Origin of the sequence: Marinobacter sp., assembly GCF_041984545.1 — a bacterium.
Taxonomy (GTDB): Bacteria; Pseudomonadota; Gammaproteobacteria; order Pseudomonadales; family Oleiphilaceae; genus Marinobacter.
Map to the genome: position 1 here is coordinate 172,344 of NZ_JBHIXV010000001.1, position 12,752 is coordinate 185,095.

At 60.1% G+C, this 12,752-nt stretch carries 11 protein-coding genes; 1 reads left to right on the forward strand and 10 read right to left on the reverse strand.

Features of this window, described 5'->3' with window-relative positions; all coding sequences use genetic code 11:
* Window positions 1-38 precede the first annotated feature (38 nt).
* Complete coding sequence (pta, locus tag ACFC20_RS00830) at window positions 39-2,192, forward strand: phosphate acetyltransferase (protein ID WP_375191358.1); 2,154 nt, start codon at window positions 39-41, stop codon at window positions 2,190-2,192.
* Between the two features lie 3 nt (window positions 2,193-2,195).
* On the opposite strand, the gene der is transcribed toward pta, so the two are convergent.
* The 10 genes from der to ACFC20_RS00880 all read right to left on the reverse strand — a co-directional run bounded on the left by der (window position 2,196) and on the right by ACFC20_RS00880 (window position 12,743).
* Window positions 2,196-3,617: a ribosome biogenesis GTPase Der gene (der, locus tag ACFC20_RS00835; protein ID WP_375191359.1), complete on the reverse strand. Its 1,422-nt coding sequence runs from the start codon at window positions 3,615-3,617 to the stop codon at window positions 2,196-2,198.
* A gap of 9 nt (window positions 3,618-3,626) precedes the next feature.
* On the reverse strand, window positions 3,627-4,796 hold the full coding sequence (gene bamB / locus ACFC20_RS00840) for an outer membrane protein assembly factor BamB (RefSeq protein WP_375183438.1): 1,170 nt from the start codon (window positions 4,794-4,796) through the stop codon (window positions 3,627-3,629).
* A complete protein-coding gene (locus ACFC20_RS00845) occupies window positions 4,796-5,452 on the reverse strand; it encodes a YfgM family protein (RefSeq protein WP_375183437.1) in 657 nt (218 codons plus the stop codon). Before ACFC20_RS00845 ends, bamB begins: the two co-directional genes overlap by 1 nt.
* A 52-nt stretch (window positions 5,453-5,504) precedes the next feature.
* A complete protein-coding gene (gene hisS, locus ACFC20_RS00850; protein WP_375191360.1) occupies window positions 5,505-6,785 on the reverse strand; it encodes a histidine--tRNA ligase in 1,281 nt (426 codons plus the stop codon).
* A gap of 49 nt (window positions 6,786-6,834) precedes the next feature.
* Window positions 6,835-7,953, reverse strand: a complete 1,119-nt coding sequence (gene ispG / locus ACFC20_RS00855) for a flavodoxin-dependent (E)-4-hydroxy-3-methylbut-2-enyl-diphosphate synthase (protein WP_375191361.1) — start codon at window positions 7,951-7,953, stop codon at window positions 6,835-6,837.
* 70 nt (window positions 7,954-8,023) lie between these two features.
* On the reverse strand, window positions 8,024-9,085 hold the full coding sequence (locus ACFC20_RS00860) for a RodZ domain-containing protein (RefSeq protein WP_375191362.1): 1,062 nt from the start codon (window positions 9,083-9,085) through the stop codon (window positions 8,024-8,026).
* Window positions 9,075-9,845: a type IV pilus biogenesis/stability protein PilW gene (gene pilW, locus ACFC20_RS00865; protein WP_375191363.1), complete on the reverse strand. Its 771-nt coding sequence runs from the start codon at window positions 9,843-9,845 to the stop codon at window positions 9,075-9,077. Before pilW ends, ACFC20_RS00860 begins: the two co-directional genes overlap by 11 nt.
* A 76-nt stretch (window positions 9,846-9,921) precedes the next feature.
* A complete protein-coding gene (gene rlmN / locus ACFC20_RS00870; protein WP_375191364.1) occupies window positions 9,922-11,034 on the reverse strand; it encodes a 23S rRNA (adenine(2503)-C(2))-methyltransferase RlmN in 1,113 nt (370 codons plus the stop codon).
* A 63-nt stretch (window positions 11,035-11,097) separates the two neighbouring features.
* Window positions 11,098-11,526, reverse strand: coding sequence for a nucleoside-diphosphate kinase (gene ndk / locus ACFC20_RS00875; protein ID WP_091984885.1), 429 nt, complete (start codon window positions 11,524-11,526; stop codon window positions 11,098-11,100).
* Window positions 11,527-11,594: 68 nt separating this feature from the next.
* Complete coding sequence (locus ACFC20_RS00880) at window positions 11,595-12,743, reverse strand: IscS subfamily cysteine desulfurase (RefSeq protein ID WP_375191365.1); 1,149 nt, start codon at window positions 12,741-12,743, stop codon at window positions 11,595-11,597.
* Window positions 12,744-12,752 lie beyond the last annotated feature (9 nt).

Consider the following 12,752-nt stretch of genomic DNA (forward strand, 5'->3'; position numbering starts at 1 on the left):
GCACCAATGCCTGACCGCTAACGCTAAGGAACCGCCCCATGGCCAAAAGCCTTTTCATTGCCCCTACCTCCATGGATTCCGGCCTCACGTCCGTCTGCCTGGGTCTGTTACGGGCCCTGGAGCGGGTCGGCGTCAGCGTCGGGTTCTACAAGCCCTTCCGCCAGACCGTACACCAGGCCGAGGCCGTGCATAACGAGGGTCAGGATTCTTCAGTAGCGTTCGTTCGCGCCAGCAGCCACGTGAATCCCCCCGACCCGCTGCCCCTCAAGCGGGCCCAGCAGCAGTTGAATCGAGGCAAATCTGAAGAGCTGATGGAGACCGTGGTCGGTGAATACCAGAAAGTGGCCCGGGACTTCGACGTGGTGATAATCGAGGGGCTGGTGCCTGACCGTACCGAGGCCTACATTGCCCGTTTGAACGTGGAGGTTGCCCGCAACCTCGGATCCGAGGTGATCCTGGTGAGCACGCCCGGCCATCAAACCGCCCAACAGCTCGATGAAGAACTCGATTTCTCCGCCCGCCTGTTCGCCGATCCCAGCGATCCGGACGTGATCGGCATCATTCTGAACAAGGTGGGAGAGCCCGAGAAATCCGGGCTGGAACCCCGGTCATCTGACGATCAGGCTCTGGTCTCCGTACAGTACCGGACCGAATGCCGGGTGTTCCGGGAAGAGCGCTTTCGGCTGATCGCGGAGATACCCTGGCAGCCCGAACTGTTGGCACCCCGGATCTCTGACATTGTGCGAGAACTCCAGCTTCCGGTACTCAGCGAGGGTCAGATGAATTCACGCCGGGTGCAGCGGGTCTCCGTGTGCGCCCGAAGCATCCGAAATATGACCGAGACGCTACGACCAGGCACGCTGATGGTCACACCGGGAGACCGCGAAGACATCATTGTCACCACCGCCCTGGCCGCACTGAACGGGGTTCCCCTGGCCGGCCTGATGCTGACCGGCGGATTGTTGCCAGACCAGCGCGTGATCGATCTGTGCCACAGCGCCCTGCAAACCGGCCTGCCGGTGCTGGGTTCGGACGCCAATACCTACGAATCCGCCCATATGCTGGCAAACCTGTCCAGTGCCATTCCCGTGGATGATCCGGCACGGATCGAAAAAGCCATGGAAGCCGTTGCAACTCGGATAGACACCGACTGGCTGCAGCAGCATCTCCGGGTGGAACGCCAGAGCCGGCTCTCTCCACCGGCCTTTCGCTACCAGCTTTCAGAGCGTGCCCGGGCCGCTGGCAAGCGAATTGTGCTGCCCGAGGGCAACGAACCGCGTACGGTTCAGGCCGCCATTATCTGCCACCAACGCAAGCTGGCCCGCTGCGCCCTGATTGGCAAGCCCGATGAAATCCGCCGGGTGGCCAGCTCCCAGGACCTGGAGCTACCGGACGATATCGAGATCATTGACCCGGCCGAAGTAAGAGAACGTTATATCGCGCCCATGGTGGAACTGCGCAAGCACAAGGGCCTGACCTCCGATATGGCCGAGGCGATGCTGGAAGACAATGTGGTTCTGGGTACCATGATGGTGGCTCTGGACGAAGCCGATGGCCTGGTCTCCGGGGCTGTCCACACCACCGCCAATACCGTGCGGCCGGCCCTTCAGTTGATCAAGACCCACGACCACGCCAAGGTGGTGTCGTCGGTGTTTTTCATGCTGTTGCCGCAACAGGTGGTGGTTTACGGAGACTGCGCCATCAACCCGGACCCCACTGCAGAAGAGCTCGCGGACATAGCGATCCAGAGCGCCGAGTCGGCTGAAGCCTTTGGAATTGAGCCTCGGGTTGCGATGATCAGTTACAGCACCGGCGAGTCCGGCAGCGGACAGGATGTCGACAAGGTGCGGGAAGCCACCCGGATAGCCCGGGAGCGCCGCCCCGACCTGCTGCTCGATGGCCCCTTGCAATACGATGCGGCCGCCATCGAGAGCGTCGGAAAAAGCAAGGCACCAGACAGCAAGGTGGCCGGCAAGGCGACCGTGTTCGTGTTCCCGGACCTCAATACCGGCAACACCACCTACAAGGCGGTACAGCGCAGCGCCAACGTGGTGAGTATCGGGCCCATGCTTCAGGGCCTCAGGAAGCCGGTGAACGATCTTTCGAGAGGGGCCCTGGTGGAGGATATCGTGTTTACGATTGCCTTGACCGCCGTGCAGGCGAGACAGGTCGAAAACGCCACCAGGGGCTGAGGGTCAGCGCTTGACGCTTTTCTGGCGCTGTTTCTTGGGGCGGCGACCCTGCTTGAGGTCGTTGTCCTTTTTGACCTTTTGTCGCGGTGTGAGGCGGTCAACCTTGCCAGCGAACGGATTTTCACCGGCCTTGAACTCGAACCGGATGGGCGACCCGGTGACATTCAGCACCTTCCGGAAAGTGTTTTCCAGGTACCGCTTGTAGGCGCCAGGCAACGCATCCACCTGGTTGCCGTGGACCACAATCACTGGCGGGTTGGAACCGCCCTGATGGGCATAACGGAGCTTGATCCGACGCCCATGGACCATCGGTGGCTGGTGCTGCGCAACCGCATCCTGGAGGATGGCAGTCAGCCGGTTGGTAGGCCACTTCGCCATCGCCGACTCATAACAGGCTTGCACGGATTCGTACATCACTCCGACCCCGGAGCCATGGAGCGCGGAGATGTAGTGCTTGTCAGCGTAGTCCAGGAAGTCGAGGCGCCGCTGCACCTGCTCCTTCACACGGGACCTGTCCTCGGGGTCCATGCCGTCCCACTTGTTGACGGCAATCACCAGGGAACGACCAGCGTCCAGCACAAAACCGATCAGGTGCAGGTCCTGATCCACCAGTCCTTCCCGCGCATCGATTACCAGGATCACCACGTGGGCGTCATCGATCGCCTGCAGGGTCTTGATGATGGAAAACTTTTCCACCACTTCGCGAACGTTCTTTCGGCGGCGCACGCCGGCGGTATCAATCAGGGTGTACTGATGCCCCAGGCGTTCGTACGGAATGTAGACGCTGTCGCGGGTGGTACCGGGCATGTCGTAAACCACCACGCGATCTTCACCCAGCATCCGGTTAACCAGGGTGGACTTGCCCACGTTGGGCCGGCCGACCACGCCGATGCGAATGCCGGGGTACCGGTCGGCCCGGTCCTGCTCCTGCTGTTCTTCGTCCGAGGGCAGAAGCAGGTCCAGCATGGACCGAATGCCCCGGTTGTGGGAAGCGGCAATCAGGAACGTCGAGTCAAAGCCCAGGCTGTAAAAGTCAGAGGCGGCAATATCGGGATCCTGGCCGTCGGTCTTGTTAACCACCAGATGGGCGGTTTTGCCGGAGCGGCGCAGATTATCGGCAATCAGCTCATCGCCGGCGGTCAGGCCGGCGCGACCGTCAACCAGGAATAGCACAATGTCTGCTTCTTCGACTGCCTGCATGGACTGCCGGGCCATCTCCAGGTCCAGGCCCTGCTCATCGCCGGTCAGGCCGCCGGTGTCGATTACGATAAAGCGCTGGCCCTCGTAATAGCCCTCACCGTACTTACGATCACGGGTCAGTCCGGGAAAATCAGCAACCAGGGCGTCCCGCGAACGGGTCATCTGGTTGAAAAGCGTGGATTTGCCAACGTTGGGACGTCCGACAAGGGCGATTACTGGCGTCATAATAAGGAATCAATCCTGAGGCTGAACCTTGAAAACAGCCATTTCACCGCTGTTTCCAAAAACGAGCAGATTACCATTGGCCAGCCGCTGTGCCGGTACGCGGATACCCTCATCGTCAAATTCGAGCTGCCCGACCAGGGCGCCGTCCTCCCGGTTGAGTACGTGAAGGTATCCCTCAAAGTCACCCACGACCAGATAATCGTTGTACACCATGGGCTGAGTGAGCTGCCTCCACGACAACCGGTCCTGAGTCCAGATCTCCCGGCGATCGGAGCCACGCAGGGCCACCAGGTCGCCGTTGGCGGAGGCAAGGTATATATCCCCGCCCCCGACCATCGGTGAATACAGGCTGGACGCTTTTCGGCTCCAGATTTCCTGGCCTGTCCTGATATCCACGAGGGCCAGTTTGCCCTGGTAGCCCACCGCCAGAATGGCGGAATCGAGCACCAGTGGCTGACCGGTAATGTCCACCAGTCGCTCAAGCTCGGTACGACCCTGGGGCTGGCCCACTTCGTACTGCCACACCGGCTGGCCCGCGTCGGCGGTGAGCGCAATCATCCGGCCACTGGCAAAGGAGGCTATCACAATGTCGCCACCCACCAGCGGCGCGGCTGCCCCACGAATGGAAAGCACCGGCACCGTTCCGTCGTACTGCCAGAGTTTCTCGCCACTGGCAGCATTGAAGCCCAGTACCTTGCCATCAATGGTGTGCGTCACCACCAGATTGCCGTTGGACTGGGGCGCCGAGAGCACTTCCGTTGGCAGAGACTGGCGCCAGAGTTCGGTACCATCAGCCCGGGACAGCGCCACCAGCTCAGCGTCCTCTGTTGTCAGGTAGAGCCGGTCGTTATCGCCACCAAGCCCCGAAAAGATCCGGTCACTGATCTCGCGTTCCCAGACCACTTTGCCGGCCTTGGACTCCACAGCGTACAGCTCGCCATCAGCCGATGCCGCGTAGATGAGATCTCCGGCGTTCAGGGGCGCCAGGTAGAGGAAATCGCCATCGTGGCCATCGCCCACGGACATGCTCCAGACTCGCTTGAGCTCGGTCGTGGCTTCAATCTCGGGCAGCGGTGCTGGCTGCTCAAAGGTATCGGTCGTACTGCACCCGGCCATTCCGGCCAGCAACAGCGCCAGCAGTGTGACGCGTGCCCGTAGCCTGTTGCACAAGGAAGGCATCAAGCCCCCTCCCCGACACCCAGGTCTGCCAGTTTCAGCTCCAGCACTCCACTACGGCCCTGCTGGCTCTGCTCACGGGCAGCCAGGTAGGCTTCACGGGCACCGTCGCGATCGCCCTGGGCAAGCAGGATGTCTCCCCGGAGCTCGGAGAAGATGGCATCAAAAGCGTCGGCACTGCCGGCGGCGTCAATGGTCGCCAGAGCATCGTCGTATTGCCCGGCGGAGAACTGGGCACGCGCCAGGCGATTCCGAACAACCAGCGCCAGGGCCTCGTGCTCACCGGTCTTTTCCAGAGCCCATTTCAGCGACTCGATGGCCGCCTCGGGGTCTTCCTGCTGCATCATCTGCTGACGGGCAAGAATGAGATTGCCGTAGATGGCATAGGCGCTGTCGGTATAGTCATTCCTCAGGGTCTCGGCCACAAAGGCCACGGTCTCGCCACTCTGCTCGTCGCTCTGGTCGCTGAACGCATTGAGCAGGTTGGCAAACTGGTTCGCCGCCTCCGTGCGCTGCTGAGCTTCGTAGTTCTGCCACGCCTGCCAGCCAAATACGATGGCCAGAGCGGCGCCAATACCAATGAGCAGGGAGCTGCCGTTTTTCTTCCACCAGTCCTTGATGGCCTGGATCTGTTCCTCTTCGGTGCGCAACTCTGCCATGAAAACTCCTGTCGTCGAATTTTTGCTTTTGTAACGGTCAATTGGTTCTGGTTCAGCCGCCGAGCGCGTCGGCCAGCACGCTGGCGAGTTCTGCCTGCGCCACTTCGCTCTGGGGCTCATCCGCTCTCAGGGGCTTCAGCCCGACGGTCTGGCTGGCCACTTCATTCTCGCCAAGAATGACGGCGTAGCGGGCGCCGCTGCGGTCGGCTTTCTTCATCTGGCTCTTGAAACTGCCACCGCCACAATGGCAGACAATCACGCGACCGGGCAGTTCAGCCCGCAGCTGTTCCGAGAGCACCAGGGCCGGCGCCAGAGCACCCTCGCCCATGGCTGTCACGTATACATCTGCGTTGCTGTTCACCTCATCCGGAATCAGTTCCAGGGTCTCGAGCAGCAGGATCAGTCGCTCGAGGCCCATAGCAAAGCCAACGGCAACGGTAGGTTTGCCACCAAGCTGCTCAACCAGGCCGTCGTAACGACCGCCGGCACACACTGTGCCCTGGGCACCGAGACTGTCTGTGATCCATTCAAAGACGGTCTTGCCGTAGTAATCAAGGCCCCGAACCAGAGCCGGATTCACCGCGTAACGAACGCCCGCGGCGTCGAGCAGCGCTTTCAGACGCTCAAAATGTTCCCGGGATTCCTCATCCAGGTAATCATCCAGGCTCGGAGCCTGTTCCAGGATTTTCCGGGTACCCGGATCCTTGCTGTCAAGGATACGCAGGGGATTGCTTTCCAGCCGGCGCTGACTGTCAGCGTCCAGCTCGGATTTGAACTGGCTCAGATAGTCCACCAGCGCCGAACGATAGACCTTCCTGGCGTCGGAGGTACCGATAGAATTGATTTCCAGGCGGGTGTGTTCGGCAAGACCGAGCTCCCGCCACAGGCGGGCCGTCAGGATCAGAAGCTCTGCGTCTATGTCGGGCCCGGCCATGCCAAAACATTCCACGCCAATCTGGTGGAACTGGCGATAACGGCCCTTCTGCGGACGCTCGTGGCGGAACATGGGCCCCGTGTACCACAAGCGACGGGTCTGGTTGAACAGCAGGCCGTGCTCCTCGGCAGCGCGTACACAGCCGGCGGTACCCTCGGGACGGAGGGTCAGGCTATCGCCGTTGCGGTCCTCGAAGGTGTACATTTCTTTCTCGACAATATCGGTCACCTCGCCGATCGACCGCTTGAACAGATCGGTCTGCTCCACGATGGGCATACGGATTTCCTGGTACCCGTACTGGGCCAGCACCCGGCGCACCGTGGACTCTACAAACTGCCATACGGGCGTCTGCTCCGGCAGGATATCGTTCATCCCGCGAATTGCCTGAATCTTTGCCAATGTAAACCCTTAAATCTCTCTGGATGGTATGCCTGGATTTCGTAGCGGATCAGCTTTCCGAACGGGCAATGATCGCGTCTTCCTGCTCTTTGCGACGGGCCACTTCTTCTCGGATCAGCCGCTCAAGGTCATCGGTCAGGGTCGCGTTGTCCAGCTTCTGGTTGGGCTTGCCCGCCATGTAGAACAGGTTCTTCGGGCTACCACCAGTCAATCCCATATCCGCAACCTTGGCCTCACCGGGGCCGTTCACGATGCAACCGATAATGGCGACATCCATGGACGTATTCACGTCTTCCAGGCGGGCTTCCAGATCGTTCATGGTCTGGATCACATCGAAGTTCTGGCGCGAACAGCTGGGGCAGGCAATGAAGTTGATACCCCGGCTTCTCAGGCGAAGACTCTTGAGGATGTCGTAGCCAACCTTGATCTCCTGGACCGGGTCTGCGGCCAGCGACACGCGAATGGTATCGCCGATGCCGTCCATAAGGAGCATGCCAAGGCCAATGGACGACTTGACGGTGCCGGAACGGAAGCCGCCGGCTTCGGTAATACCCAGGTGCAGTGGCTGCTCGATCTGTGCGGCGATCTTGCGATAGGCCGCAACCGTCATGAACACTTCAGACGCCTTGAGGCTGACCTTGAAGTCCTGGAAATCATGACGATCAAGAATGTCGATGTGGCGCATGGCCGACTCCACCAGAGCCTCCGGTGTCGGCTCTCCGTACTTCCGCTGAAGCGCTTTTTCCAGCGAACCGGCGTTAACCCCGATCCGGATGGGGATGTTGCGATCCCGGGCGGCGCTGATTACCGCGCTGACCCGATCATCACGGCCGATATTGCCGGGGTTGATGCGAAGGCAGTCGACACCCAGTTCCGCCACTCTCAATGCAATTTTGTAGTCAAAGTGGATATCCGCCACCAGTGGCAGCGACACCTGCTTGCGGATCCGGCCAAAGGCCTCTGCGGCATCCATGGAGGGCACAGACACCCGCACAATATCGGCGCCAGCATCCTGTAATGCACGGATCTGGGCTACCGTTGCGTCCACATCGCAGGTGTTCGTGTTGGTCATGCTCTGCACCGATATCGGCGCGTCGCCTCCAACGGGAACATTACCTACCATGATCTGTCGGGATTTGCGTCTGACTATCGGGGAATCCTGTTTCATTTCGTGCTGACCGAGATCGAAAATTGAGTCAAATTCAGATTGTAATTCAGAGTGCCATTGAGAATGTAATTCAGAGCGTCAGGGTAAACTCTGTCCGGTTGTTAACAACCCGGAAGCCGTCGATATCCACCGGTTCACCATCAAAACGGATGGATTCAACCGCATCAACCGCACCAATGACAACCCTGAGCGGCGTCTCCCCGGTTACATCAATCCGGTCGCCGGCGCGCTGCAGGGAATTCACCAGTCGATTGCCGGCCGAGTCACTGACCTGAACCCAGCAATCGCCGTTAAACACAATCTGAAGCCGCCCGGAATCGGCAGCTTCACCAAAACCGTTGGGGTCTTCCAACACGGGCTCTGGGTTTTGCGCGACCTGCGGAACCGGTTCGGAAACCGGCGCTTCCTCAGCCTGGACTTCTCCGACCGCCGGCTCATCTGCAACGGTGGACTGGGTGCCGATCGTCGAATCCACTGAACTCACCTCAACCGCAGGACTGGCAGAAACCTCCGGCTCCTGATTCACTGCGGTTTCCTGCGCCTGGAAATCAGCCGAGGGCTCCGTTGGCATCGAATCCGACTGGGCCGCTGGCGACTCCGCGTCCGGCTCTGACGCCGGCTCAGCACTGCCCGCGATCTCACCCTCCTCCGGATCAACCACAGAAGACTGCGGCTCGGATGTTGCCTCCGGAGACGTCACGGGGGAGCCTCCCTGGGGCAACACAAAGGAAAACACCAGATAACCGGCAACTCCAAGCACCACGAATAAAAACAGGACCTTGGCAAACTGACGCTTGCGACGTCGGCGACGCTCGATATCCACCAGCGGATTGGCTTCTTGTTCCTGTTCTTTCTGGACCCGCAACGGCTCCAGCTCTTCGTCCAGATTGGCAATCACCGCATCGGCATCAAGCCCGACCTGCCGCGCATAGGCCCTGACATACCCCTTGAGAAAGAGTTCACTGTCAATTTTGCTGTGGTCACCCGCTTCGATGGCCTGGATCACCGACGGCCGCAGGTGCTGTGCGCGGGCCACGTCGCTCACACTCAGGCCCGCCTGTTCGCGAGCCTTCTGTAATTGCTGACCTACCGGCTCCCTGGTGACCGGCTGTTCGCTTTCTTCAGTTGCCATTAGAAATCAGCACCTTGTATTGTTGGTATTCGACTGACTCCGGAAAGTTGTTTCTGAGCTGCAACGCCAGACTGCCTTCGAGGCTCCCGTCGCCGATATGGCGGGCAATCCGGATGCCAGTAAGCAGGCTCTCTGCCGAATGGACCAGCCGCGTATTGCGCTCCATCAACGACAACAGTCGTGAATAGTAACGGGCGGCATCATCAAAGTTACCCAGCTCTACCGAGACCCTTGAGAGCGCCAGCAGAGGCCGGGCGTCGCCACGGGTAAGCTCCACCGCCCGGCGATAGGAGGTAACGGCTGCCTCCAGTTCACCAAGGCGCTCCTGGGTCATGCCCAGATTGAAAAACACCGACCCGCGATCCTGATAGGAGGTATCCCGGGACGCGGCAAGAAACTGGTCCCGTGCGTCTGACATCCGCCCCTGCCCGAACAGGAAAGCACCGTAATAGACCCGGGCGCGGGTGTAACCGGGATCTTCCGAAATCGCCTGCCGGAAATTCTTCTCGGCCAGCTCCGGCTCGCCTTCGGCATTGTATACAAGGCCCATGGCTGCCCGGGCGCCAGGGTAGTCGGAGTCGATTTTCAGGGCCCGGTCCAGATGGTGACGGGCCCGGTCAAGGTTACCCTGTCCGATGTAGGCTGTGGCCAGGGTGACGTAATTCTGGAGCGCTTCCTCCCGATCCGCCTCCCGGGCAAACCGACTGTCTGTGGTGGTAACGCAGCCTGTGACAACCAGGGTCAGCAGCATGGCTGCCATCGTCAAAACACGTCGGTTTGCTGGCGCTCTTGTCACAGGTCTCCCCTTCCTCAACTGAGCTCGATCACGTTCCGGTTCAGGGATTGACCTGCTGAACCTGGATATACCTCTGGCTTCTTCGGGTTCGGTCTTCCACCCTACCAACAAGCTGGCCACAAGCGGCGTCGATGTCATCGCCCCGGGTCGTCCGGATGGTGGTGATGTAACCGGCCTCGTTCAGAACCGCCTGGAACCGTCGTGTCGCGTTCATGCTGGGCCGCCGGAAGTCGCTTTCCGGGAACGGATTGAACGGAATCAGGTTGATCTTGCAGGGCAGATCCCGCAGCAGCACTGCCAGTTCGCGCGCGTGCTCCGGCTGATCATTCACCCCCTCAATCACGGTGTATTCGATGGTTGCCTTCCGCTTGTCCGGCAGCCTGGCAAAATAACGCTTGGTGGCCGCCAGGAGCTCTGAAATCGGATATTTCTTGTTCAGCGGCACCAGCTTGTTGCGCAGCTCATCATTCGGGGCATGAAGCGAGATGGCCAGTGAAACATCGGTAACTTCCGAGAGTCGGTCCAGAGCCGGCACCACACCGGAGGTGCTCAGGGTCACCCGACGCTTGGAGATGCCGTAGGCCAGGTCCTCCATCATCAGGTTCATGGCATCCACTACGTTCTCGAAATTGAGCAGCGGCTCACCCATTCCCATCATGACAACGTTGGTGATGGGCCGGTCGGGGCCGGGCTCGAAGGGCATGAACGCCTTGCGCGCCACCCACACCTGACCGATCACCTCGGCCGCTGTCAGGTTGCGATTGAAGCCACGCTTGCCAGTGGAGCAGAAGGTGCAATCAAGGCTGCAGCCAATCTGCGACGAAACACAAAGAGTGCCTCGCTCCCCGTCGGGAATAAGCACGGTCTCAACGCTGTTGCCGTTGTCCATGCGCATCACCCACTTGCGGGTACCGTCCTTCGATGTTTCGTCGTAGACCACCTCGGGCCCGCGAATTTCAGCCACCTGCTTGAGCTTCTCACGCAGAGACTTGCTGACATTGGTCATTTGATCGAAGTCATCGACACCGCGCTGGTGGATCCACTGCAGGATCTGGGTGGCACGGAAACGCTTCTCCCCCAGGGACTCGAAGAAAGCCTCGAGCTTTGCTTTCGGCATTCCCAGAAGGTTGGTTTTTTCAGCGGCCGCTGTCATTCAATAACCTCGATCAGATAACCAATGCGGAGACGGCCGGACGGCCGTCTCCCATCGACGCAATCAGCCCCGCGGACAGATCTCGTCGTCGTTGAAAAAGTAAGCGATCTCGCGCTCGGCAGACGCAGCGGAGTCAGAACCGTGAACCGCGTTGGCGTCAATGGAAGAGGCAAAATCCGCACGGATGGTGCCAGCTTCAGCTTCCTTCGGGTTGGTTGCACCCATCAGGTCACGATTCTTCAGAATGGCGCCCTCGCCTTCCAGAACCTGAACCACCACCGGACCAGAGGTCATGAAGGCAACCAGGTCGTTGAAGAAAGGCCGTTCCTTGTGTTCCGCGTAGAAGCCCTCCGCCTGCTCCTGGGTCAGGTGCATCATCTTGGCCGCAACGATATTCAGGCCAGCTTTCTCGAAGCGGCTGTAGATTTCGCCGATCACGTTCTTGGCTACCGCATCGGGCTTGATAATAGAGAGCGTGCGCTCAGTTGCCATGGTCTTTCTCCAGTTTGTGGATGGTAAAAATTCAGGCCTGCGATTATACGCAGTCCGGGGCAAACTTCCTACCGCACAGCGCGAAGCCGGCTAACAACATCAACAATTTGCGAGGTAGCGAACGCCACCTCTTCCGGCGTAGTGAAGCGACCCATGGAAAAACGCAGGGCTCGGTGGGCCTGTGCATCGTCCAGACCAATGCCCCGAAGCACGTAGGAAGGCTCAACCGTAGCGGAGGCACAGGCGGAACCGGAAGACACCGCGAGGTCCCGAAGACCCAGCATCAACGATTCCGCCTCAACGCCCTCAAAGGAGAGATTGACCAGACCAGGCACGCGGTGTTCCCGACTGCCATTCAGGCTGACCCCGTCGAGGTGTTCCAGCCCGGCAAAAAACGCGACCCGAAGCGCTTCGAGCCTGGAGATCTCTTCTTCCAGCTGCGCCTGAGCCAACGCGAAGGCCGCGCCCATACCCACAATCTGGTGCGTGGGCAGGGTACCCGAGCGCATACCCCTCTCGTGCCCGCCACCGTGGATCTGGGCCTCGATGCGCACATCCGGAGATCGCCGGACATACAGGGCGCCCACCCCTTTCGGGCCATAGACCTTGTGGCCCGACAACGACATCAGATCCACCGGCATGGTGGTCACATCAACCGGCATCTTCCCCGCGGACTGCGCGGCATCAACGTGAAAAAGCACGCCACGACGACGCAACTCGGCACCAATGGTGGCAACGTCCGTGACGGTTCCCAGTTCGTTATTCACGAGCATCAGGGTGACCAGCGTGGTGTTATCCCGGAGTGCCTCGAACACCTGCTGCGGGAGGATGGTGCCATCTGGCTGAGGATCCAGCCAGGTTACCTCCACGCCGCTCTGCTCCAGCCATTTACAGGTATCCAATACCGCCTTGTGTTCGATCTTCGAGGTTACGATGTGGGGATTTGACGCCTTGGCGACGGCACCCTTGATCGCCAGGTTGTCGGATTCTGTCGCCCCCGAAGTCCAGACAATCTCTCTCGGGTCGGCATGGATCAGCCCGGCTACCTGCTTTCGGGCCGTCTCCACGGCGGCTTCTGCCTGCCACCCGTAGGCGTGGGAGCGAGACGCGGGATTGCCGAACACACCTTCCAGGGTGAGGTATTTGACCATTTCATCTGCAACGGCGGGATCAACGGGCGTGGTAGCCGCGTAATCCAGATAGACGGGCTTTTTCATGGGTGTCAG

Coding starts and splice junctions, on each gene's coding strand:
- pta (WP_375191358.1), top strand. CDS start 39: ATGGCCAAAAGCCTTTTCATTGCCCCTACCTCCATGGATTCCGGCCTC.
- der (WP_375191359.1), bottom strand. CDS start 3,617: ATGACGCCAGTAATCGCCCTTGTCGGACGTCCCAACGTTGGCAAATCC.
- bamB (WP_375183438.1), bottom strand. CDS start 4,796: ATGCCTTCCTTGTGCAACAGGCTACGGGCACGCGTCACACTGCTGGCG.
- ACFC20_RS00845 (WP_375183437.1), bottom strand. CDS start 5,452: ATGGCAGAGTTGCGCACCGAAGAGGAACAGATCCAGGCCATCAAGGAC.
- ispG (WP_375191361.1), bottom strand. CDS start 7,953: ATGAAACAGGATTCCCCGATAGTCAGACGCAAATCCCGACAGATCATG.
- ACFC20_RS00860 (WP_375191362.1), bottom strand. CDS start 9,085: ATGGCAACTGAAGAAAGCGAACAGCCGGTCACCAGGGAGCCGGTAGGT.
- pilW (WP_375191363.1), bottom strand. CDS start 9,845: ATGGCAGCCATGCTGCTGACCCTGGTTGTCACAGGCTGCGTTACCACC.
- rlmN (WP_375191364.1), bottom strand. CDS start 11,034: ATGACAGCGGCCGCTGAAAAAACCAACCTTCTGGGAATGCCGAAAGCA.
- ndk (WP_091984885.1), bottom strand. CDS start 11,526: ATGGCAACTGAGCGCACGCTCTCTATTATCAAGCCCGATGCGGTAGCC.
- ACFC20_RS00880 (WP_375191365.1), bottom strand. CDS start 12,743: ATGAAAAAGCCCGTCTATCTGGATTACGCGGCTACCACGCCCGTTGAT.